Source organism: Micromonospora chalcea (genome assembly GCF_028768405.1).
GTDB classification, from domain to species: Bacteria; Actinomycetota; Actinomycetes; order Mycobacteriales; family Micromonosporaceae; genus Micromonospora; species Micromonospora chalcea.
In genome coordinates this window covers 6,042,706-6,068,428 of the sequence record NZ_CP118233.1, presented here as the reverse complement: position 1 = coordinate 6,068,428, position 25,723 = coordinate 6,042,706, and the positions used below count along the sequence as shown (strand labels likewise).

31 protein-coding genes are annotated in these 25,723 nt (G+C 73.6%); 19 read left to right on the top strand and 12 right to left on the bottom strand.

Annotation, left to right across the window (positions count from 1 at the left end; translation table 11 throughout):
* The first annotated feature begins 218 nt into the window (after nucleotides 1-218).
* Both PVK74_RS27520 and PVK74_RS27515 read left to right on the top strand, forming a co-directional pair.
* Nucleotides 219-824, top strand: coding sequence for an RNA polymerase sigma factor (locus PVK74_RS27520; RefSeq protein ID WP_013284457.1), 606 nt, complete (start codon nucleotides 219-221; stop codon nucleotides 822-824).
* Nucleotides 778-1,551 carry an anti-sigma factor gene (locus tag PVK74_RS27515; RefSeq protein ID WP_064446974.1) on the top strand — a complete coding sequence of 258 codons (774 nt, stop codon included), beginning with the start codon at nucleotides 778-780 and terminating at the stop codon, nucleotides 1,549-1,551. Before PVK74_RS27520 ends, PVK74_RS27515 begins: the two co-directional genes overlap by 47 nt.
* Before the next feature lie 95 nt (nucleotides 1,552-1,646).
* Here the strand turns inward: PVK74_RS27515 and PVK74_RS27510 are convergent, their stop codons facing one another.
* The 4 genes from PVK74_RS27510 to PVK74_RS27495 all read right to left on the bottom strand — a co-directional run bounded on the left by PVK74_RS27510 (nucleotide 1,647) and on the right by PVK74_RS27495 (nucleotide 4,780).
* Nucleotides 1,647-2,606 (bottom strand): electron transfer flavoprotein subunit alpha/FixB family protein, encoded by a 960-nt coding sequence (locus PVK74_RS27510; protein ID WP_274477560.1) that lies wholly within the window; start codon nucleotides 2,604-2,606, stop codon nucleotides 1,647-1,649.
* 12 nt (nucleotides 2,607-2,618) lie between these two features.
* Nucleotides 2,619-3,398, bottom strand: a complete 780-nt coding sequence (locus PVK74_RS27505; protein ID WP_113974472.1) for an electron transfer flavoprotein subunit beta/FixA family protein — start codon at nucleotides 3,396-3,398, stop codon at nucleotides 2,619-2,621.
* Nucleotides 3,399-3,575: 177 nt separating this feature from the next.
* Nucleotides 3,576-3,980: a hypothetical protein gene (locus PVK74_RS27500; protein WP_030500918.1), complete on the bottom strand. Its 405-nt coding sequence runs from the start codon at nucleotides 3,978-3,980 to the stop codon at nucleotides 3,576-3,578.
* 2 nt (nucleotides 3,981-3,982) lie between these two features.
* Entirely contained in the window at nucleotides 3,983-4,780 is a 798-nt protein-coding gene (locus PVK74_RS27495) for a GNAT family N-acetyltransferase (RefSeq protein ID WP_030500919.1), read from the bottom strand.
* Nucleotides 4,781-4,820: 40 nt separating this feature from the next.
* On the opposite strand from PVK74_RS27495, the gene PVK74_RS27490 reads away from it, so the two are divergent.
* From PVK74_RS27490 to PVK74_RS27480, 3 genes are read left to right on the top strand one after another with little or no spacing between them, the layout of a single operon-like run.
* On the top strand, nucleotides 4,821-5,207 hold the full coding sequence (locus PVK74_RS27490) for a YidH family protein (RefSeq protein WP_030500920.1): 387 nt from the start codon (nucleotides 4,821-4,823) through the stop codon (nucleotides 5,205-5,207).
* The gene (locus tag PVK74_RS27485) at nucleotides 5,204-5,503 is read left to right on the top strand and encodes a DUF202 domain-containing protein (RefSeq protein ID WP_030500921.1); all 300 of its coding nucleotides are present in this window, start codon (nucleotides 5,204-5,206) and stop codon (nucleotides 5,501-5,503) included. The genes PVK74_RS27490 and PVK74_RS27485 overlap by 4 nt, the downstream gene beginning before the upstream one ends.
* A 26-nt stretch (nucleotides 5,504-5,529) precedes the next feature.
* Nucleotides 5,530-5,925 carry a PLD nuclease N-terminal domain-containing protein gene (locus tag PVK74_RS27480; protein ID WP_210871165.1) on the top strand — a complete coding sequence of 132 codons (396 nt, stop codon included), beginning with the start codon at nucleotides 5,530-5,532 and terminating at the stop codon, nucleotides 5,923-5,925.
* Between the two features lie 55 nt (nucleotides 5,926-5,980).
* Here the strand turns inward: PVK74_RS27480 and PVK74_RS27475 are convergent, their stop codons facing one another.
* On the bottom strand, nucleotides 5,981-7,603 hold the full coding sequence (locus PVK74_RS27475; protein WP_274477559.1) for an acetolactate synthase: 1,623 nt from the start codon (nucleotides 7,601-7,603) through the stop codon (nucleotides 5,981-5,983).
* Between the two features lie 70 nt (nucleotides 7,604-7,673).
* Entirely contained in the window at nucleotides 7,674-8,447 is a 774-nt protein-coding gene (locus tag PVK74_RS27470; RefSeq protein WP_043326074.1) for an enoyl-CoA hydratase-related protein, read from the bottom strand.
* A gap of 130 nt (nucleotides 8,448-8,577) precedes the next feature.
* Between PVK74_RS27470 and PVK74_RS27465 the strand changes: the two genes are divergently transcribed.
* Both PVK74_RS27465 and PVK74_RS27460 read left to right on the top strand, forming a co-directional pair.
* Nucleotides 8,578-9,141, top strand: a complete 564-nt coding sequence (locus tag PVK74_RS27465) for a DUF6232 family protein (RefSeq protein WP_274477558.1) — start codon at nucleotides 8,578-8,580, stop codon at nucleotides 9,139-9,141.
* A gap of 88 nt (nucleotides 9,142-9,229) precedes the next feature.
* Nucleotides 9,230-9,712, top strand: coding sequence for a DUF6232 family protein (locus PVK74_RS27460; RefSeq protein ID WP_064446971.1), 483 nt, complete (start codon nucleotides 9,230-9,232; stop codon nucleotides 9,710-9,712).
* Between the two features lie 15 nt (nucleotides 9,713-9,727).
* Here the strand turns inward: PVK74_RS27460 and PVK74_RS27455 are convergent, their stop codons facing one another.
* A complete protein-coding gene (locus PVK74_RS27455) occupies nucleotides 9,728-11,203 on the bottom strand; it encodes an alpha/beta fold hydrolase (RefSeq protein WP_274477557.1) in 1,476 nt (491 codons plus the stop codon).
* Between the two features lie 94 nt (nucleotides 11,204-11,297).
* Here PVK74_RS27455 and PVK74_RS27450 point away from each other — a divergent pair, with 94 nt between their 5' ends.
* Complete coding sequence (locus PVK74_RS27450; protein WP_064446969.1) at nucleotides 11,298-12,062, top strand: hypothetical protein; 765 nt, start codon at nucleotides 11,298-11,300, stop codon at nucleotides 12,060-12,062.
* Between the two features lie 45 nt (nucleotides 12,063-12,107).
* Here the strand turns inward: PVK74_RS27450 and PVK74_RS27445 are convergent, their stop codons facing one another.
* Together PVK74_RS27445 and PVK74_RS27440 are read right to left on the bottom strand one after the other, a co-directional pair.
* Complete coding sequence (locus tag PVK74_RS27445) at nucleotides 12,108-13,004, bottom strand: ribokinase (RefSeq protein WP_069087606.1); 897 nt, start codon at nucleotides 13,002-13,004, stop codon at nucleotides 12,108-12,110.
* A gap of 17 nt (nucleotides 13,005-13,021) precedes the next feature.
* Nucleotides 13,022-13,861, bottom strand: a complete 840-nt coding sequence (locus PVK74_RS27440; protein ID WP_064446967.1) for an ABC transporter ATP-binding protein — start codon at nucleotides 13,859-13,861, stop codon at nucleotides 13,022-13,024.
* A gap of 132 nt (nucleotides 13,862-13,993) precedes the next feature.
* Here PVK74_RS27440 and PVK74_RS27435 point away from each other — a divergent pair, with 132 nt between their 5' ends.
* Nucleotides 13,994-15,004: an ABC transporter ATP-binding protein gene (locus PVK74_RS27435; protein ID WP_043326083.1), complete on the top strand. Its 1,011-nt coding sequence runs from the start codon at nucleotides 13,994-13,996 to the stop codon at nucleotides 15,002-15,004.
* A complete protein-coding gene (locus PVK74_RS27430) occupies nucleotides 15,001-16,011 on the top strand; it encodes an ABC transporter permease subunit (protein WP_043326085.1) in 1,011 nt (336 codons plus the stop codon). The genes PVK74_RS27435 and PVK74_RS27430 overlap by 4 nt, the downstream gene beginning before the upstream one ends.
* An 85-nt stretch (nucleotides 16,012-16,096) precedes the next feature.
* Here the strand turns inward: PVK74_RS27430 and PVK74_RS27425 are convergent, their stop codons facing one another.
* Complete coding sequence (locus tag PVK74_RS27425; RefSeq protein WP_030500934.1) at nucleotides 16,097-17,302, bottom strand: ROK family transcriptional regulator; 1,206 nt, start codon at nucleotides 17,300-17,302, stop codon at nucleotides 16,097-16,099.
* A 124-nt stretch (nucleotides 17,303-17,426) separates the two neighbouring features.
* Between PVK74_RS27425 and PVK74_RS27420 the strand changes: the two genes are divergently transcribed.
* From PVK74_RS27420 to PVK74_RS27405, 4 genes are all read left to right on the top strand, one after another.
* Nucleotides 17,427-18,878 (top strand): glycoside hydrolase family 3 protein, encoded by a 1,452-nt coding sequence (locus PVK74_RS27420; protein WP_274477556.1) that lies wholly within the window; start codon nucleotides 17,427-17,429, stop codon nucleotides 18,876-18,878.
* 84 nt (nucleotides 18,879-18,962) lie between these two features.
* On the top strand, nucleotides 18,963-19,400 hold the full coding sequence (locus tag PVK74_RS27415) for a hypothetical protein (RefSeq protein ID WP_043326089.1): 438 nt from the start codon (nucleotides 18,963-18,965) through the stop codon (nucleotides 19,398-19,400).
* Complete coding sequence (locus PVK74_RS27410) at nucleotides 19,397-19,879, top strand: thiol-disulfide oxidoreductase DCC family protein (protein ID WP_043326091.1); 483 nt, start codon at nucleotides 19,397-19,399, stop codon at nucleotides 19,877-19,879. Before PVK74_RS27415 ends, PVK74_RS27410 begins: the two co-directional genes overlap by 4 nt.
* Nucleotides 19,818-20,519 (top strand): TetR family transcriptional regulator, encoded by a 702-nt coding sequence (locus PVK74_RS27405; RefSeq protein ID WP_043326093.1) that lies wholly within the window; start codon nucleotides 19,818-19,820, stop codon nucleotides 20,517-20,519. The genes PVK74_RS27410 and PVK74_RS27405 overlap by 62 nt, the downstream gene beginning before the upstream one ends.
* A gap of 174 nt (nucleotides 20,520-20,693) precedes the next feature.
* Here the strand turns inward: PVK74_RS27405 and PVK74_RS27400 are convergent, their stop codons facing one another.
* Nucleotides 20,694-21,359 (bottom strand): GNAT family N-acetyltransferase, encoded by a 666-nt coding sequence (locus tag PVK74_RS27400; protein WP_274477555.1) that lies wholly within the window; start codon nucleotides 21,357-21,359, stop codon nucleotides 20,694-20,696.
* A gap of 229 nt (nucleotides 21,360-21,588) precedes the next feature.
* Between PVK74_RS27400 and PVK74_RS27395 the strand changes: the two genes are divergently transcribed.
* From PVK74_RS27395 to PVK74_RS27380, 4 genes are all read left to right on the top strand, one after another.
* Entirely contained in the window at nucleotides 21,589-21,774 is a 186-nt protein-coding gene (locus PVK74_RS27395; protein WP_043330580.1) for a hypothetical protein, read from the top strand.
* 63 nt (nucleotides 21,775-21,837) lie between these two features.
* The gene (locus PVK74_RS27390) at nucleotides 21,838-22,095 is read left to right on the top strand and encodes a type II toxin-antitoxin system VapB family antitoxin (RefSeq protein WP_043326097.1); all 258 of its coding nucleotides are present in this window, start codon (nucleotides 21,838-21,840) and stop codon (nucleotides 22,093-22,095) included.
* The gene (locus PVK74_RS27385; RefSeq protein WP_043326099.1) at nucleotides 22,095-22,514 is read left to right on the top strand and encodes a PIN domain nuclease; all 420 of its coding nucleotides are present in this window, start codon (nucleotides 22,095-22,097) and stop codon (nucleotides 22,512-22,514) included. Before PVK74_RS27390 ends, PVK74_RS27385 begins: the two co-directional genes overlap by 1 nt.
* A gap of 108 nt (nucleotides 22,515-22,622) precedes the next feature.
* Nucleotides 22,623-23,141, top strand: coding sequence for a hypothetical protein (locus PVK74_RS27380; RefSeq protein WP_166455581.1), 519 nt, complete (start codon nucleotides 22,623-22,625; stop codon nucleotides 23,139-23,141).
* A 48-nt stretch (nucleotides 23,142-23,189) separates the two neighbouring features.
* Here PVK74_RS27380 and PVK74_RS27375 read toward each other — a convergent pair whose 3' ends face one another.
* Nucleotides 23,190-23,927, bottom strand: a complete 738-nt coding sequence (locus tag PVK74_RS27375; RefSeq protein WP_043326103.1) for a Clp protease N-terminal domain-containing protein — start codon at nucleotides 23,925-23,927, stop codon at nucleotides 23,190-23,192.
* Between the two features lie 67 nt (nucleotides 23,928-23,994).
* Between PVK74_RS27375 and PVK74_RS27370 the strand changes: the two genes are divergently transcribed.
* A complete protein-coding gene (locus PVK74_RS27370) occupies nucleotides 23,995-25,704 on the top strand; it encodes a Na+/H+ antiporter (RefSeq protein ID WP_166455582.1) in 1,710 nt (569 codons plus the stop codon).
* The last annotated feature ends 19 nt before the right edge of the window (nucleotides 25,705-25,723 follow it).

Here is a 25,723-nt window from a genome sequence, read left to right as displayed (position 1 = left end):
GCTGATTCGTCAGGCCTGGCTTGCAGAACGGGTTACGCCGGCTCCGTGGCCCCCGGATGCGCCCGGATCCGATTTCTTTTTCCCGTCTCCGGGCGCATCCGCCGGAGCCTCCGGCGACGAAGGAGAGGTGACGAGGGTCGTGGCGGACACACCGGGAGAGTGGGGCGGGGGCTGTGGGAGTTACAGTCGGGCATGCCCCACGGAAGGCGAGCCGCCCGGTGACGGCGGCCAGGCAGGGCCCCGAACCGCCGGGCGAGGACGACCTCGCCACCCGGTTCCGCGACGGCGACGAGGCGGCCCTGCGAGAGGCGTACGACAGGTACGGGCGGGCGGTGCTGCACCTGGCCACCACGACGCTCGTGAACCGCAGTGACGCCGAGGACGTGACCCAGGCGACGTTCGTCGCCGCCTGGCTCGGCCGGGAGACGTTCGACCCGGCGAAAGGCTCACTGGTCGGCTGGCTGCTCGGAATCGGGCGGCGCAAGGTGGTCGACCGGATCCGGGCCTCGGCCCGGGAGACCCGGGTGGTCGAGACGGTGAAGCAACTGCCGGAACCGGTCTCCACCGGCCCCGACCCGGACACGGTGGTCGACCGGCTGGTGGTCGCCGACGAGCTGGCCCGGCTCCCCGACGAGCAGCGCCGGATGCTGGAACTGGCGTTCTACGACGACCTGACACATCAGCAGATCGCGGCGGTGACCGGAGTGCCGCTCGGCACCGTCAAGAGTCACATCAGACGCGGCATGCAGAGCCTGAAACGCAGATGGGAGGTGGACGGTGCAGCACCTGGACCACGACCGGCTGGTCTTTCTGGCGCTCGGTGAGAGCGAGGCGGCTGACGGCGAGGCCACCCATCTGGGCACCTGCGACCACTGCCGGGGCGAGATGGAGACGCTCCAGCACGTCGCCGGGCTCGGCGCGGGCACGCAGGGCCTGGCGGAGCTGCCCGACCCGCCGGAGCACATCTGGCAGGGCATCGTGGCCGAGATCCGGGCCGCCGAGGAGCTGCCGGCGTTGACCGAGCGGCGCCTGCCGCGCCCGGCCGACCCGGTGGAGCCGGCTGCCGTACCCGTGGTGGCACGTCGTCCGCGGCGGAGCCGGCGCTGGCCGGGGTGGGCGACCACGGCGGTCACCGCCACCGCCGCCGCGGTGATCGGCGTGGCCGGCACGGCCGCGGTGCTCGGCGGCGGCGGTGGCGAGCCGGCCGACCCCGACCCGCCGGTGGTGGCCAGCGCGCCGCTCGCCGCGTTCGGCTCGACGCCGAAGGACGCCTCCGGCGACGCCCGGGTGCTCGGTGACAATCGATTGCATCTGCACGTGGCGAATCTCCCGAGCGTTCCGGGGTACTACGAGGTCTGGCTGATCGATCCGAACACGATGAAGATGTTCTCCGTGGGTACGCTGAGCAACGGTTCGGGGGACGCGCTGCTGCCGATCCCCCCGAACGTCGACCTGCGCACCTACACCGTTGTCGACGTCAGCGCGGAGCAGTACGACAACAAGCCCGGCCACTCCGGCGACAGCCTGCTGAGGGGCACCCTGACGGGCTGATCGGCGGGCCGGCTCAGCTCCCCGGCCCGCCGATCAGCTCCCTACGAGAAAGGCCGCCGCCCGGTGCACCGGGCGGCGGCCTTTTCACGCGACGCTCACTTGCGCTTGCGGATCTCCTCGGCGGCCTGCGGGACGACCTTGAACAGGTCGCCGACCACGCCGTAGTCGGCGAGTTCGAAGATCGGCGCTTCGGCGTCCTTGTTGACCGCGACGATGGTCTTCGAGGTCTGCATGCCGGCCCGGTGCTGGATCGCCCCGGAGATACCGAGGGCGACATACAGCTGCGGAGAGACGGTCTTGCCGGTCTGGCCGACCTGGAACTGGTGCGGGTAGTAGCCGGAGTCGACCGCCGCGCGGGACGCGCCGACCGCGCCGCCGAGCAGGTCGGCGATCTCCTCGACCAGCTTGAAGTTGTCCGCGTTACCGACACCGCGACCGCCGGACACGACGACCGACGCTTCGGTCAGCTCGGGGCGGGAGCCCTTCTGCTCGGCGACCCGCTCGACGACCTTGGCGAGCTTGTCGGTGTCGGTGACCGACACGGTGAGCTGCTCGACCGCCGGGGTGGCGGCGGCCGGGGCCGGGTTGAGCGAGTTCGGCCGGACGGTGACCAGCGGCAGGCCCTTGGTGACCTTCGCCTTGACGATGGTGGAGCCGGCGAACGCGACCTGGGTGGCGGTGCCGTCGGCGGCCAGGGCGACCACGTCGGTCAGGATGCCGTTGTCCAGCTTCACCGCCAGCCGGGCGGCGATCTCCTTGCCCTCCTGCGACGACGCCAGCAGCACCGCCGCCGGCTGCACCCGCGCGACGAGGTCGGCGACCACAGTCGCCTTGGGGGCCACCAGGTAGCCGTCGATCTCCTCACCCTCGGCCGCGTAGATCTTCTCCGCGCCGTACTCGCCCAGCTTGGCGCTCAACGCCTCGGCGGCGCCGGCGCCACCGAGCACGACGGCGCTCGGGGTGCCCAGCTCGCGGGCGAGGGTGAGCATCTCGAGGGTGACCTTCTTGACGCCGAACTCCCGGGTGGCTTCGACGACGACGAGAACCTCAGACATGTCAGTGACCTCTCACACGAACTTCTCGGAGGCGAGGAACTCGACCAGCTTCACGCCGCCGTCGCCCTCGTCGGTGATCTTCTCGCCGCCGGAACGCGGCGGGCGCTTGGAGTGCTCCACCACCGCGCTGGTGGCGCCGTCGAAGCCCACCTCGGCCGGGGCCACGCCCAGGTCGCCCAGGGAGAGCGTCTGCACCGGCTTCTTCTTGGCCGCCATGATGCCCTTGAAGGACGGGTACCGCGGCTCGTTGATGGTGTCCCAGACGGAGACCACGGCCGGGGTCGAGGCGGTGACCACCTCGTAGCCCTCCTCGGTCTGCCGCTCGACGGTCAGGCTGGACCCGTCGACGGTGAGCTTGCGCGCGCCGGTCAGCGCGGCCACGCCCAGCCGCTCGGCGATCATGTGCGGCATCACCTGCACCCGGCCGTCGGTCGACTCCGCACCGCACAGAACCAGATCGGCGCCCAACTGCCCGAGCGCGGCGGCGAGGACCTTCGAGGTGGCCACCGCGCAGGAACCGTGCAGGGCGTCGTCCACCACGTGGACGGCCTTGTCCGGGCCCATGGACAGCGCCTTACGGATCGACTCGGTCGCCCGGTCCGGACCCATCGTCAGGATGGTGACCTCACCACCGTGCGCTTCCTTGATCTTCAACGCCTCTTCGATGGCGTACTCGTCCATCTCATTGATCACATTGTTCGCCGAACCGCGGTCGACGGTGTTGTCGTCAGAACGCAGGCTGCGGTCCGCGCCCGAATCAGGCACCTGCTTGACGAGTACGACGATATTCATCGCGCTTCGACGACCCTCCTGTTTGGTGTAGCGATCACTCGCCCGGTCACGGGCGCAGCCTCCCGCGTGACGGAACGTGGGTCAACCGCGGGCAGCTGTGCACTTCCCCACGAGCGCAATGTTACCCGCAAGTAGCATGACGGCCCCGGCAGCCCGCAGTGACGCAGGTCACCGGCATCAGACCGATCCGGCCAGCGCCTGCGTGATCTTCTCGATCGCCGCCGCCTCGGCGGGCTCGATCCCCCGGTGCGCCTGCGCCACCCGCTCCGCGGCGGCCAGCACCACCGACCGGTACGTCTCGGCGTCGGCGGGCGACTTGGCCCGGAGGATCTCCATCGACCGGCCCAGCGCGGGCAGCACCACGGACTCGACCTCCAGGGCCGAGTCCCGGGGCAGCTGCGGCAGCGGGCCGGTGGTGAGCGCCTCCTTGACCACGCCCCCCACCTCGGCGAGCGCGCCGGAGGCGGCGAAGCTCTCCCGCACCATCGCCAGCACCCCGGGTACGGCGTTGGAGACCAGGAAGACCGCGCCGAACGCACCGGTCTTCAGGGTGAGCCGCTCGTCCGCCGTCAACCGTTCCATGATCACGGAGTGTAGACGTACGGCGTGGAGGTGGTGACCGCAACGAGTCCGAGCCGCTCCAGGATGGGCCGGCTGTCCGGCGAGCAGTCCACCTGCAGCAGCGTCTTGCCGCGCTGCTGCGCCAGCCGCGCCCGGTACGCCACGAGCGCCCGGTAGATGCCCTTCTTGCGCCACTGCGGCAGCGTCGAGCCGCCCCAGAGGCTGGCGAAGCCGGTGCCGCGCTGGTAGCGGATCCAGCCGGCGCTGACCACCGTCTCCCCGGCCTCGGCCACCACGATCGTGATCGACTGCGGATCGGCCTCGATCTCCCGGGCCAGCCCGTACACCAGGTGGCTGCGGTCCTCCCGCCAGACCTCCTCCTCCATGGCGGCGATGCGCTCCAGGTCGGCCCGGCTGGTGACCTCGCGCAGGCGTACCCCCTCGGGGAGCACCGGAACGGCGGCGGCGAGCGGCGCGACCGGCCCGACCACCACGGTCTCCTGGTCCTCCGGCACGAAGCCGGCGGCGCGCAGCCGGTCGCCCAGGTCGGCCGGCTCGTCGTGACCGGCGAGCTTCCACTCGACCGACTCGCCCCGGGCCCGGAAGACCTCGACCTGCCGGGCGATCAGCGCGTCCAGCTCGGCGCCGGCCAGGCCGTCCAGCGTCCGGTAGGTGAGGAAGCCGCGGTGGTCGAGGCCGAGCACGCGGAACAGCGGGCCGTCGCGCTCCACCGTCACCCCGTCCGGCAGCGGGTCCGGCAGCTCCGGTCGGATCTGTGCGTCGTAGGCGGCGCGCAGCTCACGCGCGTCAAGATCGGTCATCCCCCAGGCTAGGCGCGGGGCAAAGCGGATAATCGGCAGCGTGTGGGAGTCGATCAAGAACTGGTTCGACCCGCGTGAGCTGCGTTCGGTCGGCAACCCGCCGGACTACCGCTTCTCGCTGGCGAACGAACGGACGTTCCTGGCCTGGCTGCGTACCGGCCTGGCGCTGGTGGCGGGCGGGCTCGCCGCGGCGCAGTTCCTCCCGCCGCTGCGCCTGGCCCACCTGCGCGAGGCGCTCGCGATCGCGCTGCTGCTGCTCGGCGCGACCGTCTCGATCCGGGCGGTCGACCACTGGGCGCGCACCGAACGGGCCATGCGGCTGGACGAGGAACTGCCCGCGTCCCGCTTCCCGGCCGTGCTGGCGCTGATCGTCGCGATCGGCGCGCTGCTGCTGGTGGCCGCCGTGCTGCTGGGTGGCGCGGGATGACCCGCGACCCCGGCCTGCAACCCGAACGCACCCGGCTGGCCTGGCGGCGGACGCTGCTCACGCTGACCGCGGTGCTGCTGCTGCAGCTCCGGCTGGCGTTCACCGGCCGGGTCCTCGACGCGCTGCTGACCGGAGCAGCGCTCCTGGTCTGGCTCGCCGTGCTCGTGGTGACGTGGCACCGGGCCACCGGCGCAGGGCCGCGGCGGTTCGACAGCTGGTCGGTGCCGCTGACCGCGATCGGGGCGGCCGGACTTGCGGTGCTCGGCGTGGCGCACGTGCTGGGCGGGGTGCGCTGACGTGCGCGGGTGAGCCATCATGGGGCATGGCCCGCCTCTACGTGCTGCTCTTCCTGGTTCAGATCGTCCTCGCGGTCGTCGCGCTGATCAGTTGCCTCTCCGCCGACGAGGAGAAGGTCAAGGCGCTGCCCCGGATGATCTGGGTGCTGATCATTCTGTTCTTCCCGCTGGTCGGCTCGATCGCCTGGTTCCTGGTGGGCCGCGAGCACCCGGCCGGAACCACCGGCGTCACCGGCGCGGCTCGGCCCGCCGCCCCGGCCGGTCGCCCGCTCGCCCCGGACGACGACCCGGAGTTCCTCGCCTCACTCGACGAGCGGTCCCGCCGCGAGGACCAGGAACGGCTGCGGCTGTGGGAGGAGGACCTGCGCCGCCGCGAGGAGGAGCTGCGCCGCCCGGACGACCGCGACCGCCCCGAGGTCTGACACGCGCCGCGGGCCGCCCACCGGTCACCCGGCGGACGGCCCGCACGCGCCGCGGTCAGGCCAGGTTCGACGACCGGGGGTACGCGTCAGCCGGGTCGGTCAGCACGTTCACCAGGTACGGCACGCCCGAGTCGAACGCGCGCCCCAGCGCGGGCCCGAGGTCGGCCGCCTTCTCCACCGTCTCGCCCCCGCCGCCGAGCGCCTCGACCACCTTGTCGTAGCGCAGCCCGGGCTGGAGGTCGGCGGCCACGTCGTAGCCGTACATCGCCCGCATCGGGTGCTTCTCCAGCCCCCAGATGCCGTTGTTGCCGACCACGATCACCACCGGCAGCTTCTGCCGGACCAGCGACTCCACGTCCATCAGCGAGAAGCCGGCCGCGCCGTCGCCCATCAGCACGCAGATCTGCCGGTCCGGGTGGCTGATCCGGGCGCCCATCGCGTAGCCCATGCCGGTGCCGAGGCACCCGTACGGGCCGGGGTCGAGCCAGGTGCCGGGCTGGGCCGGCTCCAGGTAGCGCCCGGCGTACGACACGAAGTCGCCGCCGTCGCCGATGGTGACGGCGTCCGGGGCGAGCACCTTGCGCAGCTCGCCGTAGATCCGGGCCGGGCGGATCGGGTCGCTCTCGGCGGCCATCTCCTCGGCGTCGCGGGCCTTCGCCGCGTCCTCGGCGGTACGCAGCTCGGCGATCCAGTCGGCGTGGTCGGCCCGGTCACCGGCGTGGTCGGCGAACGCGCCGAGGATCAGCCGCAGGTCACCGGCCGGCGCGGCAGCCGGCTGCACGTGCCCGGCCCGCTGGCTGGGCGCGTCCACCACGTGCACCACCTGCGCGTCGCCGAAGTCGCCGAAGGAGAGCCGGAAGTCCAGCGGGGTGCCGATCACCACGACCACGTCGGCGCCCTTGAGCGCGACCCGGCGGGCCTTGGCGAACGCGAGCGGGTGCTCCGGCGGCAGCGCGCCCCGGCCCATCCCGTTCGTGAACACCGGCACCCGCAGCGACTCGGCGGCGGCACGCAGCGCCTCGACGGCGTCGCCCGCGTACACGTCGGAGCCGGCGATGATCACCGGCCGGGACGCGCCGGCGATCAGGCGGGCCGCCTTCGCGACCTCGTCCGGGTCCGGCTCGATCGGCGCCGGCGGCGTGACCGCCGGCAGGTCGGCGTCACCGACCGAGAAGACCGCCTCCAGCGGGAAGTCCAGGAACACCGGGCCGCGGTGCGGGGTGAGCGCGGTGGTCAGCGCCGCCGACACCGCGCGCGGGATGTCGTCGGCGCTGAACACCGTCTCGGCGTGCTTGGTCACCGGCGCGACCAGCGGCAGGTGGTCCATCTCCTGGAGGCTGCCCGAGCCCCAGCGGAACTGCGGGGCCCGCCCGCCGAGCACCAGCACCGGCGAGGCGTTGAAGAACGCGCTGGTCAGGCCGGAGACGCCGTTGGTGACGCCGGGGCCGGCGGTGAGCACGGCCAGGCCGGGGCGGCGCTGGAGCTTGGCCACCGCCTCGGCGGCGAACACGGCGGACTGCTCGTGCCGCACGTCGTAGAGGGGGAAGCCCGCCTTGTGGGCGGCGTCGTAGAGCGGGAAGACGTGCCCGCCGGAGAGCGTGAACATCTCCCGTACGCCGTGCGCGCGCAGTGCCGCGAGCGCCAGATCGCCGCCGTGGCCCTCGACCCGTTCCGTCATGCCATTCCCCTTCATCGACCGACCGGGGTCACGTTACTGGCCGGTACAGCAGATGTGAACAGCTCTCGCGTCAGCGGCCGGTGAAGCCCGGCTTGCGCTTCTCCACGAACGCGGTCATGCCCTCGCGCCGGTCGTCGGTGGCGAACAGCGCCGCGAAGAGCTGACTCTCCCAGGCCAGGCCCGAGGTGAGGTCCATGTCCAGACCCGCGTCGACGGCCGCCTTCGCCGCCCGCAGCGCCTGCGCCGGCCCGGTCAGGAACGGCTTCACGTACGCCACCGCGGCGTCGTAGACCTCCGCGGCCGGCACCACCTGGTCGGCCAGGCCGATCCGCAGCGCCTCGGCGGCGTCGACCATCCGACCCGTCATGATCAGGTCCTTGGCGCGGGCCGGGCCGACCAGGCGGGCCAGCCGCTGCGTGCCGCCCGCGCCCGGGATGATGCCGAGCTTGATCTCCGGCTGGCCGAGCTTGGCGTCCTCGGCCACGATCCGCCAGTCGCAGGCCAGCGCCAGCTCGCAGCCGCCACCGAGCGCGTACCCGGTGATCGCGGCCACTACCGGCTTGGGGATACGGGAGATCGCGCCGAGCGCGCTGGACAGGTCGGCCGCGCGCTCCGCCATGTCCACGTAGGACATGTCGGCCATCTCCTTGATGTCCGCGCCGGCCGCGAAGACCTTCTCGCCGCCGTACACGATGACGGCGCGGACCTCGGCGTCGGCGGTGGCCGCCGCAGCGGCGGCGCGCAACTCCTCCTGCACCTGGGTGTTGAGCGCGTTCATCGGCGGCCGCTCCAGCCGGATGGTGCCGATGCCGTCCTTGGATTCCAGCTTGACGAACTCGCCCACGCTGCCCTCACTTCCTCGTCGAAGTCGCGTGCCAACCTTACGGCTCGCCTCGTTGGGGTAGACAGTGTGGTGTCGGCGACTCCCCAGGTAGCCGCCGGAGTCGCCGCCGCCCCGCCACCGGGAGTGAGCCATGATCACCTACTTCGACGACCGGTCCGTCCAGGTCACCTCCACCACGGTACGGGTGGACGGGCGCACCTACCCGCTCGCCGAACTCACCACCGTGTGGCACCGGCGGGGCGAACGCTCGTGGCGGGTGCTCGCCGGGCGCGGCGCGATCGGGGCCGCGATCGCCGGGCCGCTGGTCACCGCCGTGCTGGGCATCGGGCTGGCCGTGTGGCTGCAACGCTCGGCGGTGGTCACCATCGCCATCGTCGGGATCTCGGTGCTGATCGGCCTGGCCGTCGGGCCGGTGGCCGACTTCCTCTTCGAGCACCTGGACCGCTCCTACGCCCGGGGCAGCCGGGAGATGGAGATGTGGGCCGACTGGCGGGGTCGTCCGGTGCGGCTGCTGCACACCCGGGACGCAATGCGCTTCGGCCAGATCTACCGGGCGGTGCAGCGGGCCATGGAGAGCCTGCCGGCCGCACCCGGTCGTCCCGCGGCCGACCCTGCCGCGACCGGTCCTGCCGCGACGGGTCAGAACGTGATCGGCTCGTCCGGCAACAGGCCCAGCCCGCGCAACAGGCCGTAGGCGTCCTGCTCGCCCGGCCCCGCCCGCCATACCGTCACCCTACCGACGCTCGACCGTCCGGTGTCGACACAGGCGGTTAGGCTGATTCATGGCCCTCTATTACCGGGACGACGCGGTGCAGGTCACCTCGGACGCGATCCACGCGGGTGGTCGGGTCGTCGCGCTCGCCGACGTCACGTACGTCTGGCACGAGCGCGGCGCCACCACCCTCGCGGTCCGGGGACGGGTGCTGGGACGCGGGGTGCTGGTCCTGCTGCTGTCGCTGCCACCACTGGTCGCCGTGGTCTGCGTGCTCTCCCTCGCCTGGTCGGCGCAGGACCGGGGCGAGTGGAAACTGGCCCTGATCATCCTGGCCGCGTTCGTGGTGATCGGCCTGGCGCTCACTCCGTTCCTGGAGGTGCCGCTCGGCTGGCTGGACCGCTCCTACGAGCGTGGCAACCGGGTGCACGAACTGTGGGTGCAGCACCACGGCCGGGAGACGATGCTGGTCCGCACGCCCGACGCGCTGCGGTTCGGGCAGATCTACCGGGCCGTGCAACGTGCCGTGGAACAGCAGACCGACCGGCGCTGAGCCGACCGGCGCCGGTCAGGCCAGCGGCAGCGTGGTCGCGATCGGCCAGGCCAGCAGCACCGCCCCGAGCAGCGGCGCGAGCCACCACGGCGCGGCCCGGCGGCGCAACACCGCGGCCCAGGCCGCCTGCCAGGCCACCAGCGCGGCGAACAGCGGCACCACCAGCAGCACGAACCCGGGCGCCAGGCCGAGCACCGCCGCGGCGGCCAGCACCAGCACGGCGATGCCGCCGGTGGCCGCGTAGCGGAGGCCGTCGCCGCCCGCGAGCCGCTCGGCGCCGAGCAGGAACACCAGACAGCAGAACGCCACCAGGGGCAGCAGCCACCACCGGGCCCCGACCGGCACGGTCGAGGTGAGCCCGAGATGAAGCGGCAGCGCGACGGCGAGCACCGCGTACCCGAGGAACGCGACAGCGACCACCGCGGACCGGACGCCGCTCGCGGTCGGCGGTGTCCCACCGGGGCGCGCGTAGCGTGCCGCGGCGGCCAGCAGCACGCCGGTGAGCAGCAGGAACACGGCGACGTATCCGCCCACGGCGAGCGGCAGGCGGGTGGTCGGCAGCAGCGCGGCGGACACCGCGCCCAGCCCGGCCGCCGGCACCGTCGCGGCCAGCCACCAGCCGGTACGCGGACCGCCCGCGCCCGGCCGCGCCCGGCGCGGCAGCAGGGCCGCAAGCGGCACGAAACCCAGCGCGAGCCCGGCCAGCAGCAGCCCGGCGCCGCCCGGCCGGGTCAGCGGGGACGGCTCCGGCCCGCCGGTACGGCCCGGGAGCGCGTCGAGCACCGCGGCGTGGGTACGCGGCGCGAACAGCACCGACACGTGCTCGACGCCGGGCGCCACCACCCGCGTCCGGGAACCCGGTGGCGCGTCCCGGGTCGCCTCGTCGACGGCCTGGCGGAAGCCGGCGAACTCCAGCCCGCCCACCACCAGCGTCAGGTTCCCCGGCCAGCCGGCCGGCACGTCACCGCCGTCGGGCAGCGAGATCGCCACCGTCCGGTCGATCTCCGGATGCGCCACCGCGTACCGGACGACAGCGCCGGCGCCCATCGAGTGCCCGACCAGGACGATCCGGTCCCTGTCGACGCCGGGACGCCCGCGCAGCCACCCGACCGCCACGTCCAGGTCGTGCCGCAGCCGCGCCCGGGCACGTTCCTCGTCCCGCCCGGCCCCGGGCAGCCGGGACCCGCTGGCGCCGTGCCCGGCGAAGTCCAGCAGCACCGCGACGCCGCCCTGGCGGGCCACCGAGTCGGCCAGCGGCCGCATCAGCCGGGCCGACCCGGCGAAGCCGTGCGCGATCACCACCCCGGGCCGCAGGCCACCGGCCCCGCCGTCGGCCCGTACCTCGGTCAGCGGCACCCCGGCCACCGTCGCCCGCGCGGTGCTCAGCCCGGCGTCGGCGCGGACCAGGAGCAGGGCGCCGAGGACGACGGCGAGCAGCGCGACCACGCCGCAGGCGAGCGTTCGCCGCGACGCCGGGCCGGGGGTGGGCATGCCGGCACCCTACGCCGCGTCGGCGGCCCGGCGTGACCTTCGCCGCCCGGCTGCCGCCGGGCGGCACTGGCCGCGACGCCGCACACTGGAAGCCATGGCGATCCCTCTCCCCCGGCCCGGCGCCCTGCTCGGCCTCACCCGTACCGCAGTGGACCAGGCGCTCGGCTCCGCCGCCACGATGGCCTCGGTACCCGCTCGCGCCTTCGCCGTCCTCGACCAGGTGGAGGCGCTGGTCCGGCGGATCGACGGAGTGGTGGACCGGATCGAGGGCACGCTCGACCGCACCGACCGGGTGCTGGCCGACGCCGAGACGGCGGTCCGCGAGGTGGCGGTGATCAGTGCCGCCGCGACCGCGGCGATCGACACGGCGACCGAGGTGGCCGCCGCCGCGACGGTGGTGGTCGGCGAGGCGCAGCGGGTCTCCGCGGCGGCGGCCACCGTGGTCGGCGAGGCGGACCGGGTGGCCCGCAGCGCGGCCGGTGTGGTCACCGAGGCGGAGACGGTGACCGCGCGGGCGGCGGGCACCCTCGCCACCGCCGAGAAGGCCACCGGCGTCGCGAACGAGCTGCTGGCCGCGTACGAGTCGACGCTGCGCCGGGCCGCGCCGATGGCGGCGCGTTTCGTGGAGCAGCTCAGCCCGGAGGAGGTGACCGCAGCGATCCGTCTCGTGGACGAGTTGCCGAAGCTCAAGGACCACCTCACCTCGGACGTGCTGCCGATCCTGGCCACGCTGGACCGGGTCGGCCCGGACCTGCACGACCTGCTGGACGTCACCCGCGACCTCAAGCTCGCGGTCGCCGGCATCCCCGGGCTCGGCATGCTGCGCCGCCGCGGCGAACGCCTCACCGACGAGGTGTAAGGAAGGGCCCCTTGTTAACGCCTCCGGTAGTGAAAGGGGCCCTTCTTAACAGTCGGCGAACAGCTCGTCGATCTCCGCGCGGTGCGGCAGCGCCACCGAGGCGCCGAGCTTGCGTACGCACGCCGCACCGGCGGCCGCCGCCCAGCGCACCGCGTCGGCCAGGTCCCGCCCCTCACCCCAGGCCACGGCGAGCGCCGCGGTGAACGCGTCGCCGGCGGCGGTCGAGTCGACCACGTCCACCGGCACCGCCGGCACGTGCGTCGCCGGCCGCTCCCGGTCGACGTACCAGGCGCCGTCGCCGCCGAGCGTGAGCACCGCCCGGGGCACCAGATCCAGCAGCGCCGCCGGCTCGTCCCGGCCGCGACCGGTCAGCGCCTGCGCCTCCGGCTCGTTCACCACGAGCAGGTCGGTGGCCGCCAGCAGCTCGGCCGGCACCGGCCGGGCCGGCGCGGCGTTGAGCACCACCCGGGTGCCCGCCGACCGGGCCGCGAGCGCCGCCTCGGTCACCGTCTCGACCGGCACCTCCAGCTGCGCGACCAGCACGTCCGCATCGCGTACGGCGGAAAGCTCGTCGGCGGTCGGCGACGTGAACGCGGCGTTCGCGCCCGGCGTGACCAGGATGGCGTTCTCCCCCGCGCCGCCGACCATGACCAGGGCGACGCCGGACGGGCCGTAGACCACGCGCAGGTGCCCGGTGTCCACGCCGGCCGCTGTCATCCGGGCCCGCAGCGTCACGCCGAACGAGTCCGAGCCGATCGCGCCGAGGAAGACGCAGGAGGCGCCGGCGCGTACCGCGGCGACGGCCTGGTTGGCGCCCTTGCCGCCGGGCAGCATGACGAAGTCGCTGCCCAGCACCGTCTCACCCGGCCGGGGCAGCGCGGCGCCGATGCCGACCAGGTCCATGTTGGCGCTGCCGACGACGGCGATCCGGGTCTGCGGCACGGTGTCCGTCCCGTCGCTCAGGCGGCGCGGGCGGCCCAGCGGTCGCCGGACCGCGTGACCACCAGCGGCAGGCCGAACGTCTTCGACAGGTTGTCGGCGGTGAGCACGTCGCCGAGCAGGCCCTGCGCCACCACGCCGCCCTCGCGCAGCAGCAGCGCGTGCGTGAAGCCCGGCGGGATCTCCTCGACGTGGTGGGTGACCAGCACCATCGCGGGCGCGTCCGGGTCGTACGCCAGCTCGGCCAGCCGGGCCACCAGGTCCTCGCGCGCGCCCAGGTCGAGCCCGGCGGCCGGCTCGTCGAGCAGCAGCAGCTCCGGGTCGGTCATCAGGGCGCGGGCGATCTGCACCCGCTTGCGCTCGCCCTCGGACAGCGTGCCGTACGCGCGGTCGGCGAGGTGCCCGACACCGAGCTGGCGCAGCAGCGCGGCGGCGCGCGCCTCGTCGGTGCGGTCGTAGCTCTCCCGCCAGCGGCCCACCACCGACCAGGCGGCGGTCACCACCACGTCGGTGACGCGCTCGTCGGCGGGGATCCGCTCGGCGAGCGTCGCGGTGGACAGGCCGATGCGGGTACGCAGCTCGTTGACGTCGGTGCGGCCGATGCGCTCACCGAGCACGTGCGCGACGCCGTTGGTCGGGTACAGCCGGCCGGAGGCCAGGTTGAGCAGTGTCGTCTTGCCCGCGCCGTTCGGCCCGAGCACCACCCACCGTTCGTCCAGCTCGACCCGCCAGTCGACGTCGTGCACCAGCGCCGTGCCGGAACGCTTGACGCCGACCCCGTCGAGGCTGACCACCAGATCCGCGTCCACGGTCGAGGGGGCGGGGGCGCCCGGGGCGCCGGGGATCAGGTCACCAGTCACCGCACCATCCAATCACGCATCCGGCACGGTGCCCCCCACGGGAGGCGTCGCCACCATAGGGTGGGGCGCCGTGTCGTTGGTCACCGCTTCCGGAAGGACACCCATGCCCGACCGCTGCCGGAAGGCGCGCGGATGAGCGCGGTCATCGAGATCGCCGGCCTCCGCAAGACGTTCCACTCGCTGCGTCAGGGGCGGCGGGTCGCCGTCGACGGCTTCGACATGCTGGTCGAGGCGGGTCAGGTGCACGGTTTCCTGGGGCCGAACGGTTCCGGCAAGACCACCACGCTGCGTGCGCTGCTCGGGCTGGTCCGGCCGGACGCCGGGCGGATGCGCGTGCTGGGCGCCGATTCACCCGAGCGCCTGCCGGACGTGGCCGGCCGGGTCGGCGCGATCGTGGAGAGCCCGCAGTTCTTCGCCAACTTCACCGCGCACCGGACGCTGCGGCTGCTGGCCGTGGCCGGTGGCGTGCCGACCGTCCGGGTGGACGAGGTGCTGGAGCAGGTCGGGCTGCGGGACCGGGGCCACGAGCGGGTCAAGGGTTACTCGCTGGGCATGAAGCAGCGGCTGGCGGTCGCCTCGGCCCTGCTGAAGAACCCGGAGCTGCTGATCCTGGACGAGCCGGCGAACGGGCTGGACCCGGCCGGCATCCGGGAGATGCGCGACCTGACCCGGTCGCTCGCCGAGGCCGGGGTGACGGTGCTGCTCTCCAGCCACATCCTGGCCGAGATCCAGTTGATCTGCGACCACGTGACGATCGTCAGCCGGGGGCGGCGGGTCGCGTACGGGCCGGTGGAGGAGGTGCTGGCCGGCTTCGACCAGCACCAGTGGCGGGTGCGGGTGGCCGACCCGGAGCAGGCCGGTGACCTGCTGGGCCGGGCCGGTCTGTCGGTGACGGCCGGGCCGGACCACCTGGTGGTGACCGGCGTGGAGGATCCGGAGACGATCAGCCGGACGCTCGGCGAGCAGGGCGTGTGGGTACGCGAGCTGGTCCCGCTGCGGCCGGACCTGGAAAGCGTCTTCCTGGAACTGACCGGCGACCACGAGCACATGGGCGTGGAGGTGCCGCGGCAGGTCGACGGCGCGCCGCCGAGCGACGGAGTGATCGACCTCGACGTCCGGGAGAGCCGGGAGGTGGACGCGTGAACCTGGTCCGTGCCGAGCTGGAGCGGCTGGCCGCCCGGCGCTTCGTGCAGCTCATGGTGGTGCTGCTGGCTGCCGCCTTCGCGGTGACGGTGGTGACCACGCTCGCCGGTTCGCACCGGCCCAGCCCGGCGGAGCTGAGCCGCGCGCAGGCGCAGGCGGCGGAGAGCGTCCGCGAGATGGAGATGACGTACGACCGCTGCCTGCGGATCCGGGAGGGCTCGCTCCCGCCGGCCGAGAACGACTACCTGCCGCGCGACTGCGCCCAGATCGACCCGGCCCAGCTCGACGAGCTGCCGACCGCGGCCGACTACCTCAGCGGTGTCTTCGTCTTCGCCAAGGAGGCCGAGCCGCTGCTCTACTTCCTGATCGCGTTCCTGACGCTGTTCGGGTTCCTGGTCGGCGCCTCGTACATCGGGGCCGACCTGAACTCGGGCGGGGTGGTCAACCTGCTGCTGTGGCGGCCCCGGCGGTCGACGGTGCTCGCCGCGAAGCTGGGCACCCTGCTGGGCGGGCTGGTCGGCCTGTCGGTGCTGGCCTCGGTGGCGTACCTCGGGGCGTTCTGGTTGATCGGCCAGGCGTCCGGCCTGGTGGGGCGGACCGGTGGCGACTTCTGGCCGTCGCTCGCCGCGATCTGGGGGCGCGGCCTGGTGCTGGTGCTGCTCGCCGCGGCGCTCGGCTTCGCCGTCGCCACGCTGGGCCGGCTGACGTCGGCGGCGCTCGGCGCGGTGGCCGCGTACGTGGTGGTGTGGGAGCTGGGGGCGCGGCTGGTGTTCCAGATCCTCCAGGTGGGCCGGCCGGACCGGTACATGCTGTCCAGCTATCTGGCGGCCTGGCTCTCCGGTGAGGTGCGGCTCTGGGACGGCAACGCCTGCGGCCCCGGGATCTCCGGCTACTGCGACGGCTCGTACACGGTGACCTGGCCGTCGGGTCTGGTGGTGCTGCTCGGGCTCACCGGCGCGCTCGTGGCCGCGGCGTTCACGGTGTTCCGCCGCCGCGACCTGATGTGACGGAAGCGCAGGCCCGGCAACTCCTTGCGAACCCTGACGCCATGATGAAGGATTCCTTCACATGGCGTCAGGGCGCACGACGCGGTCAGCCGACCGTCGAGCCGAACACCTCGTCGCGCACCGCGTCCAGCGCGGTACGCAGCGCGCCGCGCAGGATCGGCTCCTCGGTCAGCCCGGTGGTCACCACCCGGGGCCGGACGAGCGTGATCGCGGCGACCTCGTGCTGCACCCGCTCGGCCAGCGCCGCCCCGCCCGCCTGCCCGACCGCGCCGGCGAGCACCACCAGCGGCGGGTCCAGCACCACGCAGGTACTCGCCACGCCGAGCGCCAGCCGGCGGGCCAGCTCGTCCAGCATCGGCCCACCGGCGGTGCCCGCCGCGATCGCCGCGCGTACCACCTCGGCCGCCCGGGCCGCCGCGACGCCCTGCTCCGCCGCCTTGGGGGTGGCGAAGCCGTGCTCGGCGGCCACCGCGCGTACCGCGTCGGCGCCGACGAGCTGCTGGAATGCCGGCTTGGCCCGCTTGGACACGTCGCGCGGGATGGGCGCGCCGGGCACCGGCAGGTAGCCGATCTCGCCGGCCGCGCCGCTGCTGCCGTGGTGCAGCCGCCCGCCCAGCATGATCGCCAGGCCGACGCCGGCGTCCACCCAGACCAGCACGAAGTCGGAAGTGCCCTGGGCCGCGCCGGACTGCGCCTCGGCCACCGCGGCGAGGTTCACGTCGTTCTCGAACACGACCGGGGTGTCCAGGTCCTCGCGCAGCGCGGCGAGCAGGCCGCTGTGCCAGCGCGGCAGGTTGAACGCGAAGGTGATGTCACCGGTCTGCGGGTCCACCAGGCCGGGGGTGCCGAGCACGACGCGCCGGACGGCGGACAGCTCCGCCCCGGCGCTGCTGGCCGCCTGGACCACCGCGTTGTGCACCACCCCGACCGGGTCGTCGGTGTCCTTCGTGGACTGCTCGACCCGGCCGGCCACCGTACCGGTGATGTCGGCGCAGGCCGCCACCACCCGCTCCGCGCCGACGTCCACACCCACCACGTACGCGCTGCTCGGCCGGACGGCGTAGAGCTGGGCGTTCGGGCCCCGCCCGCCGGCCTGCTCGCCGACCCGGGCGACCAGGCCGCGCTCCTCCAGCCGTTCGACGAGCTGGGACGCGGTGACCTTGGACAGCCCGGTCAGCTCACCGATCCGGGCCCGGGTCAGCGGGCCGCGTTCGAGCAGCAGCTCCAGCGCCGCACGATCGTTGAGCGCCCGCAGGAGTCGGGGGGTACCGGGCAGCCGGGTCGCACTCATGCCGTCGTCCTCAATTTTCAGTAAAGTTTTCTAACCACAAAACGCCTGCCGAGGGGCGTCCGTTAGCGTATCGGCCGCCCCGATCCGCGAAGGTCGGACGACCCGGCAGGGAAAGGGGATACTCGTGGGTCAGGATCCAGGACTCCGGCGGCTCGCGCTGGGCACGCTGCTGGCCGCGTACCCGGGTCCGGTCCCGCCGGACTGGGCGGTCGACCTGCTCGCCGCCGGGCTCGCCGGGCACACCCTGTTCGGCACCAACATCCACGACCCGGCCCAGGTCGCGGCGTCCACGGCGGCGCTGCGCGCCGGCCGCCCCGACGTGATCGTCGCGATCGACGAGGAGGGCGGCGACGTCACCCGGCTGGCCCACGCCACCGGCAGCCCGTACCCGGGCAACGCCGCGCTCGGCACCGTCGACGACCCCGCGCTGACCCGCGAGGTGTACGCGGCGATCGGCGCCGAGCTGGCCGCGCTCGGCGTCACGCTCGACCTGGCGCCCACCGTCGACGTGAACACCGCCGACGAGAACCCGGTCATCGGCACCCGCTCGTTCGGCGCCGACCCGAAGCGGGTGGCGGTCCACTCGGCCGCCGCCGTCGCCGGCCTCCAGTCGACGGGCGTGGCCGCCTGCGCCAAGCACTTCCCCGGGCACGGCGCCACAGTCGCCGACTCCCACCACGAGCTGCCCACAGTCGACGCGCCGCCGGCCGTCCTGCGGGAACGGGACCTGCCGCCGTTCGCCGCGGTGGTCGACGCGGGCGTCCGCGCGGTGATGACCGCGCACATCCGGGTGCCGGCGCTGACCGGCGACGGCCCGGCCACGTTCAGCCGCGCGGTCCTGCACGACCTGCTGCGCGTCGAGTACGGCTTCACCGGCGCGGTAGTCACCGACGCGCTGGAGATGAAGGGCGCGGTGCTCGCCGCCGGCGGGGTCGGCACGGGCGCGGTCCGGGCGCTGGCGGCCGGCGCGGACCTGCTCTGCATCGGCGCCCGGGTCGACGCCGAGCTGGTCGAGTCGGTCGCCGCCGAGATCGTCGCGGCGATCGGCGACGGGCGGCTGGCGCGCGAGCGGGTCGAGGAGGCGGCCGGCCGGACCGCCGCGCTCGCCGCCACCGGCCCCGCCGACGCCCCGCCGCCCGCCACCGACGGCCTCGGCTACGCCGCCGCGCTGCGGGCGGTACGGGTCGAGGGCGACCTCACCCGCGCCGCCGCACCCCTGGTGGTGCAGGTGCACGCCACCTCCACCGTCGCCGAGGGGCGGGTGCCGTGGGGGCTCGGCCCGCACCTGGCCGCCGGGATCGAGCAGGCCCGCGCGGTGGCGGGCGAGACCGACCCGGAGAAGCTGCGGCGGCTCGCCGGGGACCGGCCGGTCGTGCTGGTCGGGCGGCACCTGCACCGGCTGCCCGGCGCGCGGGAGCTGGTCGAGGCGCTGGCCGCGACGCATCAGGTGACAGTGGTCGAGATGGGCTGGCCGGGCGCGTGGCGGCCGGCTGGCGCGCGCGCGTTCGTCGCCACCCATGGCGCCAGCCACGCCAACGGCCGCGCCGCCGCGCAGACGCTGGGCCTGACCGGCTGATCCACGCCTCTCTTGAACACGTTCAAAATCTGTCGTACGCTCAGGGCGTCCTTGATTTGAACACGTTCAAGAGAGGCGACGGGGATGGACGTGAAGGTCTGGATGTACCTGGCCTACCTCGCGGTCAGCATCGGTCTGACCATCTGGGTGGCCCGGGCACTGTCCCGCAACGGGCTGGTGTTCCTGCAGGACGTGTTCGCCGACAGCCGGCTGGCCGAGGCGGTCAACAGCCTGCTCGTGGTCGGCTTCTACCTGCTCAACCTCGGCTACGTCACGGTGGCGATGAAGGAGTCCGGCCCGGTCGGCGACACCAGCCAGGCGCTGGAGCAGCTCTCCATGAAGGTGGGCCTGGTCCTGCTGGTACTGGGCGCGCTGCACTTCTTCAACGTCTTCGCGCTCGGCCGCTACCGGCGCGGCCGCCTGCGGCAGCAGGCCACCCACCCGCCGCTGCCGCCGGTCCGTATCCTCCCGCCGCAGGGTGGGCCCGTACCGGCAGGCGGCCCGAACCCGCCGGCCCGGTGACGTCCGCCCCGGGCGGGCGCCCGTCGGATCCCACCGGGCACGGGGCCGGTGGGATCCGCGGGTTCACCGTCCTGTTCGACGCGGGCTGCCCGATGTGCCGGGGCGCCCGGCGGTGGCTCGCCTCGCGGCCCCAGCTCGTACCCCTGGAGTTCGTGCCGGCCGGGTCCGCCGAGGCCCGGCGGCGCTTCCCCGGCCTCGACCACGACGCGACGTTGCGGGACCTGACGGTGGTGGCCGACACGGGCGCGGTCTACAGCGGCGACGGCGCCTGGTTCGCCTGCCTCTGGGCGCTCGCCGAGCATCGGGGTACGGCCGAGCGGCTGGCCCGCCCGCACCTGCTGCCGCTGGCCCGGCGGGTGGTGGCGGCGGCCTCCGCGGTCCGCGAACGGATCCGGGAACCGGGATACGGTGACGACGATGACCGAGCAGAGTGCGCCGACGACCGCTGCGGGTGGGCAGGGGTCGACGGCCCGGGGTGAGCAGACCCGCCAGTTGATCCTGGACACCGCGATGCGGCTGTTCCGCGAGCGCGGGTACGCGCGCACCACCATGCGGGCGGTCGCCCAGGAGGCCGGCGTGGCGGTGGGCAACGCCTACTACTACTTCGGCTCCAAGGAGCACCTGGTCCAGGAGTTCTACGCGGGCACCCAGCGCGATCACCGGGAGGCGGCCGGCCCGGTGCTCGCCCGGGAGCGGGAGTTCGCCGCGCGGCTGGCCGGGGTGCTGCACGCGGGCATCGACGTGCTGAGCCCGTACCACGCGTTCGCGGGCGCCTTCTTCAAGACGGCGGCCGAGCCGACCTCGCCGCTCAGCCCGTTCTCCGCCGAGTCGTCGGAGCCGCGGGACATGTCGATAGCGCTGTTCCGCGAGGCCCTCACCGGGTCCACTGTCAAGCTCGACGACGAGCTGCGCGAGGCGCTGCCCGAGCTGCTCTGGCTCGGCTACATGGGTGTGGTGCTCTACTGGGTGCACGACCGCTCGGACGGGCAGGTCAAGACCCGCCAGCTCATCGACGGCGTGGTGCCGCTCGTGGACCGGCTGGTGGGGCTGTCCCGGCTGCGCGTGCTGCGGCCGGCCACCCGGCAGGCGCTCGCCCTCATCCATACGCTGCGTCACTGACCTCGCCCGCGCACCTGCCAGCGATTTCGCAGGTGAGAGTCCGCAACCGGACAGCAACACACCCCTTGTTCACGGTCGGTAATACACATAGCGTTACCGGTGTCGGGGCCTGGGGGAGAGCTGCGGACCGTGGATCCGGCCCGGGATCCACGGTCCGCGCCGAGCCGGGCCGGCTCAGCGGGGGAACACGCCGAACGCGGTGAAGCCGCGATCCGGGAACCCGGCCGCCTCGGCCACCCGGCCGGACGCCGCGTTGCCCGGGTCGTGCAGGTAGGTGGGAATCGCTCCCTCGTCCAGCACCCGGCGCGCCGCCTGCGCGACCAGCCGCCGGGCCAGGCCGCGCCCGCGCGCGGCCGGCACCGTGCCCACCGCCAGCTCGTGCCCGTACGAGTCGTGCCGCTTGATCCCCACCCCGGCCCGGTACGCGCCGTCGGCGCCCCGGACCACGAGCACCTCCCGGTCGAACAGCCGCAGCCACGGCGGCAGCCCGGGCAGCGTGGGCGGCACCCACTCCCCCACCTCGGGCAGCGGCGCCGGGCCGGCGCACCAGCGGAAGACGGACGTGTGCGAGATGAAGTCGGGCGTGCCGACCGCCGCCGGGAGGGCGGGCAGCCACTCGCCGGGCGGCCGTCCCCGGACCAGCGCCCGGACCGCCTCCACCCGATCGACGGCGACCGAGAGGACGGTGCTGCCGTGGGCGGTCACCGCGAGGGCCGGGCGCAGGCGGCCGTCCCAGGCCGGACGGGCGCGGCGGTGGGACCGCACCACGTGCAGCCCCGGGCCCGCCGGCCACTGTCCCAGCCAGGTCGCCAGATGGAGGAAGACCCGCCGGTCGAGCACGTGATCATGGTACGCCGGGCCGGACCGCCCGTGCTCGCGTAATCAACTGATCCCACCGGGGTTGAGACCCGCGGCGGATGGGTAGTGGGGCGGCACGCCAGCGACGGATGACGATGTGTGGTCCGGCGGAGGGCCGCAGGAATTTGACGCTTCACGGGAACCCGAGGCATCGACCCTGCGTCATATTCATTTCCATACATGGACAAGTTTTTCTGGGACGGTAGTGGTCATGCCTCACGAACCGAATGACCGATTCCAGCAGGACCCGGAGCGGAGCTGGCGGGCCGCCGGCGACGCCGGACGCTTCCCGGCGCAGCGGGCGTACCGCGAAGCCCGCAGCCGGGGGCTCTCCTGGGCCGAGCTGAACACGCAACCATCGGGCGCCGCCGCCTGGCGCGGGTCGGCGGCCGCCTGACGCACCAATTTCAAGCGCAGCTTGGTGCGCAGATCCAGCACTTCCTGGTGTACGGTCGAACGCATGACCCGCATCACGGTGGACGTCAACGATGAGTGGCTGGAGTCCGCCCGCGAGGTGCTGGGCACCGACACCAAGGTCGCCACCATCAACGCCGCGTTGCACGCCTTCGCCGTCCGGCGGCAGGCGAAGGAGATCGTCGCCGCGTTCGATCAGGTCGAGATGGACTTCGCCGAGTCGGACGAGGGCTGGCGTTACGGCGGTGGGCGCGACTTGAGCCGGCTCGCCGAGGACGCCCGCGACGGCGAGGCCGCGGCCTGATGGCCGGCCAGGTCTACCTGGCGGACACGTCGGTGTACGTGCTTCAGGCTCGGCACCAGGCCGTCCGGAAGCGCTTCGAGACGCTGCTGGCAGAAGGGCGCCTCGCCGCGTGCCAGATGACCTCGCTGGAATATCTGAACAACGCCCCCACACCGAAGGGATACGAGATCCTGTGGCAGGCGCTCCGGGGACACCGCTGGCTGGATGTCACCGCCGAGGCGATGGACCGCGCCATGGCGGTGCACCGCCTACTGGCCGCCGAGAGCCAGCACCGCAACTTTCGGCTGCCTGATCTGATCATCGCGGCGACCGCCGAGCTGCACGGTGCCACGGTGCTGCACTACGACGCCGACTACGACCGGATCGCCGCGCTCACCCACCAGCCCACCGAGTGGGTCGCCCCGAAAGGCAGCCTCTAGGAACGCGGGCGGCGACACACCGGCCGGGCGTGCGTACCGGTCTTCGCACACCTGTGCGGTAGCGTCTTGTGGTCCGATTTCCGGCCTACGACAGGAGAAGCTCCGCGCATGGGCAAGAAGACGATCCACGTCTCCGACTTCACCGGCCAGGTGCTGAGCGCCGACGACGAGGTGGTCAAGGTCGTCGTACTGGAGCACCCGGACCTGGTCGCCGGGCCCGTGCAACTGGACGCCACCCCGGTCGACGTGGAGAGCATCGACGACGCGGCACTGGACGTCGCGGTGGTGGAGATCCACGACCGGCACGGCCACGGCGAGCCGCGCCGGGTGGTGCTGACCGCCAGCGAGTTCGACGCGATGGCCACCGACGTGCCGATGGCGCAACTGCTGCGTACCGCCGAGCGGGTCAAGCCGCCCAAGGCACGCCGCGCCACCGAAAAGATCGACTACGGCACCATCGAGCACGCCGGGCGCCCGCACCGCGGCCGCGTCACCGAGGAGGAGGCCCGGCTGGTCCGGGAACGCCTGGACGAGGTGAACAAGCGCCTCGCCGACGCCGGCATCCGCCAGGTCGACCCGGCCGACCCGGAGCACGCGGCCCGCTACGGGTTCCCCACCGCCGAATGACACACGCGGGCCGGGCACGCGCCCCCGTGGCGCGTGCCCGGCCCGGTGTCAGGCCCCTTTTCGGGTGATCTCGGCCAGCGCCGCCTCGAACGCCGACTCCAGCGCGTCCTTGCGCAGCCCGAGTCCGGTCAGCACACCGTCGCCGCCCTCCTCCTCCAGCAGGGCGAGCAGGATGTGCTCCGTACCGATGTAGTTGTGTCCCATCCGCAGCGCCTCCCGGAACGTCAGCTCCAGGACCTTCTTGGCCCGCGCGTCGTAGGGGATCAGGTCCGGGACCTGGCCGGCCTTCGCCGGCAGCGTCGCGGTGACGACCTCCCGCAGCCGCTCCAGGGGTACGCCCTGCGCCACGATCGCGGCGGCGGCCAGCCCTTCCGGCTCGGCGAGCAACCCGAGCGCGACGTGTCCCGGGGTGATCTCGGCGTTGCCGGCCGCCCGCGCCTCCTCCTGCGAGGCCAGCACGACGTTGCGGGCGCGCGGGGTGAACCGGCCGAACCCGGAGTTCGGGTCGAGCGCGGCGGCGGTCTCCGCCTTGGCCGCGGAACGCTTCTGGGCGGCCTGCTTGCTCACGCCCATACTGCGGCCGATCTCCGTCCACGACGCGCCGGAGCGGCGCGCCTGGTCGACGAAGTGCCCGATCAGGTGATCGGCGACGTCGCCCAGGTGGTCGGCGACGAGGACGGCGTCGGCCAGTTGGTCGAGCGCGTCGGTGTGTGCCTTCTTGATGCCGTCGATGAGGTCGTCGAGGCGTACCGGGTGGGTCATCTTGTGCGGTTCCGTCTCCTCCATGCGTCAACCATAGGTTGACGATACGGATGCGTCAACCCCCGGTTGACGGCCCCTTTCCCATCGCGCGATGATCTCGATCCCGGTAGTGTCGACCGGGGTGAGCACCCATTCGACACTGCTGTTCGTGCTCGCCGCCGTCGCGGTCGTCATCGCCGTACGGTGGGTGGCCTCCCGCACCGGCCTGCCCGCCGCCGCGCTCCTGCCGCTCATCGGCATCGCGTACGCGCTGCTCCCCGGCCCCAACATCGGCCTCGATCCCGACCTCGTGCTCATGGTCGTGCTGCCGCCGCTGCTCTACAGCGCCGCGCTCGACTCGTCCCTGCTGGACATCCGGCGCAACCTGCGGATCGTGGTCAGCCTCTCGGTGCTGCTGGTGCTCCTCACCGGACTGCTCGTCGGCGTCGGGTTCCACCTGTTCGTCGCCGGCGCGACCCTGGCCGCCGGCATCGCGGTCGGCGCCGCCGTCGCCCCGCCCGACCCGGTCGCCGCCCTGGCCGTGGGCCGCCGGGTCAACCTGCCGCCGAAGATGGTCACGATCATCCAGGGCGAAGGGCTGCTGAACGACGCCACCGCGCTGACCATGCTCAGCGTCGCGGTGGCCGCCGCCGTGGGCGGCGAGTTCTCGTTCCACGCAGCGGTCGGGCAGTTCGTGCTCGCGGCGGCCGGCGGAATCGCCGTGGGTGTCGTCGTCGCCCGGGCCAAACGGCTGGTCCGGCCGCTCACCGCGGACCCGCTGCTGTCCAACGCCATCTCGCTCGCGACACCGTTCGTGGCGTACCTGCTCGGCGAGGCGCTGCACGTCTCCGGCGTACTCGCAGTGGTGGTCGCCGGCCTGATCGTCGGCCACCAGACGCCGCAGTTCGGGTCCGGGGCGGCCCGCCTCCAGACCAACGCCGTGTGGCGGCTCGTCGACTTCCTGCTCGAAGGCTTCGTCTTCCTGCTCATCGGCCAGCAACTCCCCGCCGTCGTGCGGGGCCTGCGCCAGTACGAGACGTCCACCATCGCCGTCGCCGTCGCCGTGTCCGTCGGCGTGGTCCTGCTCCTGCGCCCGGCCTGGCTGATCCTGACCCAGTGGCTCCCCCGGTCGCTGCACACCCGGCTGGGCGGCGTCGCCGAACAGGACGACACCGACCCACCCGGCGCGGCGCGGCGAACCGGGCGAGCCGACCGCAACGCCCGCGGACTGACCGCACGCGAGGTGGTGGCGCTGAGCTGGTCCGGCACCCGGGGCGTGATCAGTCTGGCCGCCATCTTCACGCTGCCGCTCACCACCAACAGCGGAGACCCGTTCCCCGACCGCGACCTGCTGCTGTTCTGCACCTTCGTGGTGGTCCTGGTGACGCTGGTCGGGCAGGGCCTGACGTTCGCGCCGCTCGTGCGGATGCTCGGCCTGCGCGCCGACGAGGCAGACCAGGCCCGGGTACGCAACGAGGCCCGCTCCGCTGCCGTCGAGGCCGCCCTGGCCCGCCTCGACACCGTCGCCGCCGAGGAACCGGACACGCGGGTGGCGGTCGACACCACACGCGCCCAGTTGCTGACCCGGCTGGCCCGCTACCGGGGGCGGCTCGACCTGCTCCAGCAGAGCGGATCGTCGGAGCTGCCCACCTCACCCGAGTACGAGACGGCGCTGCGGGTCCACCGGACCGCGCTGGAGGCACAGCGCGAGGAGTTGCTGCGGTGGCGCGACTCCGGCCGGCTGCCGGACGAGGGACTGCGCGTGCTGGAACGCGAACTCGACCACGAGGAACTGCTGCTGCCGAAGCGGGCGCCGAGCTGACTCCGGGCCCGGCGCCCGC

What these genes read in the sequence shown, in the direction of transcription:
- PVK74_RS27455 (WP_274477557.1), bottom strand. Translation starts at nt 11,203, where the DNA reads ATGCCCACCCCCGGCCCGGCGTCGCGGCGAACGCTCGCCTGCGGCGTG.
- PVK74_RS27480 (WP_210871165.1), top strand. Translation starts at nt 5,530, where the DNA reads ATGGCCCGCCTCTACGTGCTGCTCTTCCTGGTTCAGATCGTCCTCGCG.
- PVK74_RS27460 (WP_064446971.1), top strand. Translation starts at nt 9,230, where the DNA reads ATGGCCCTCTATTACCGGGACGACGCGGTGCAGGTCACCTCGGACGCG.
- PVK74_RS27505 (WP_113974472.1), bottom strand. Translation starts at nt 3,398, where the DNA reads ATGAATATCGTCGTACTCGTCAAGCAGGTGCCTGATTCGGGCGCGGAC.
- PVK74_RS27510 (WP_274477560.1), bottom strand. Translation starts at nt 2,606, where the DNA reads ATGTCTGAGGTTCTCGTCGTCGTCGAAGCCACCCGGGAGTTCGGCGTC.
- PVK74_RS27380 (WP_166455581.1), top strand. Translation starts at nt 22,623, where the DNA reads ATGGGCAAGAAGACGATCCACGTCTCCGACTTCACCGGCCAGGTGCTG.
- PVK74_RS27395 (WP_043330580.1), top strand. Translation starts at nt 21,589, where the DNA reads ATGCCTCACGAACCGAATGACCGATTCCAGCAGGACCCGGAGCGGAGC.
- PVK74_RS27390 (WP_043326097.1), top strand. Translation starts at nt 21,838, where the DNA reads ATGACCCGCATCACGGTGGACGTCAACGATGAGTGGCTGGAGTCCGCC.
- PVK74_RS27450 (WP_064446969.1), top strand. Translation starts at nt 11,298, where the DNA reads ATGGCGATCCCTCTCCCCCGGCCCGGCGCCCTGCTCGGCCTCACCCGT.
- PVK74_RS27425 (WP_030500934.1), bottom strand. Translation starts at nt 17,302, where the DNA reads ATGAGTGCGACCCGGCTGCCCGGTACCCCCCGACTCCTGCGGGCGCTC.
- PVK74_RS27405 (WP_043326093.1), top strand. Translation starts at nt 19,818, where the DNA reads ATGACCGAGCAGAGTGCGCCGACGACCGCTGCGGGTGGGCAGGGGTCG.
- PVK74_RS27415 (WP_043326089.1), top strand. Translation starts at nt 18,963, where the DNA reads ATGGACGTGAAGGTCTGGATGTACCTGGCCTACCTCGCGGTCAGCATC.
- PVK74_RS27485 (WP_030500921.1), top strand. Translation starts at nt 5,204, where the DNA reads ATGACCCGCGACCCCGGCCTGCAACCCGAACGCACCCGGCTGGCCTGG.
- PVK74_RS27500 (WP_030500918.1), bottom strand. Translation starts at nt 3,980, where the DNA reads ATGGAACGGTTGACGGCGGACGAGCGGCTCACCCTGAAGACCGGTGCG.
- PVK74_RS27370 (WP_166455582.1), top strand. Translation starts at nt 23,995, where the DNA reads ATGATCTCGATCCCGGTAGTGTCGACCGGGGTGAGCACCCATTCGACA.
- PVK74_RS27465 (WP_274477558.1), top strand. Translation starts at nt 8,578, where the DNA reads ATGATCACCTACTTCGACGACCGGTCCGTCCAGGTCACCTCCACCACG.
- PVK74_RS27435 (WP_043326083.1), top strand. Translation starts at nt 13,994, where the DNA reads ATGAGCGCGGTCATCGAGATCGCCGGCCTCCGCAAGACGTTCCACTCG.
- PVK74_RS27495 (WP_030500919.1), bottom strand. Translation starts at nt 4,780, where the DNA reads ATGACCGATCTTGACGCGCGTGAGCTGCGCGCCGCCTACGACGCACAG.
- PVK74_RS27375 (WP_043326103.1), bottom strand. Translation starts at nt 23,927, where the DNA reads ATGGAGGAGACGGAACCGCACAAGATGACCCACCCGGTACGCCTCGAC.
- PVK74_RS27475 (WP_274477559.1), bottom strand. Translation starts at nt 7,603, where the DNA reads ATGACGGAACGGGTCGAGGGCCACGGCGGCGATCTGGCGCTCGCGGCA.
- PVK74_RS27385 (WP_043326099.1), top strand. Translation starts at nt 22,095, where the DNA reads ATGGCCGGCCAGGTCTACCTGGCGGACACGTCGGTGTACGTGCTTCAG.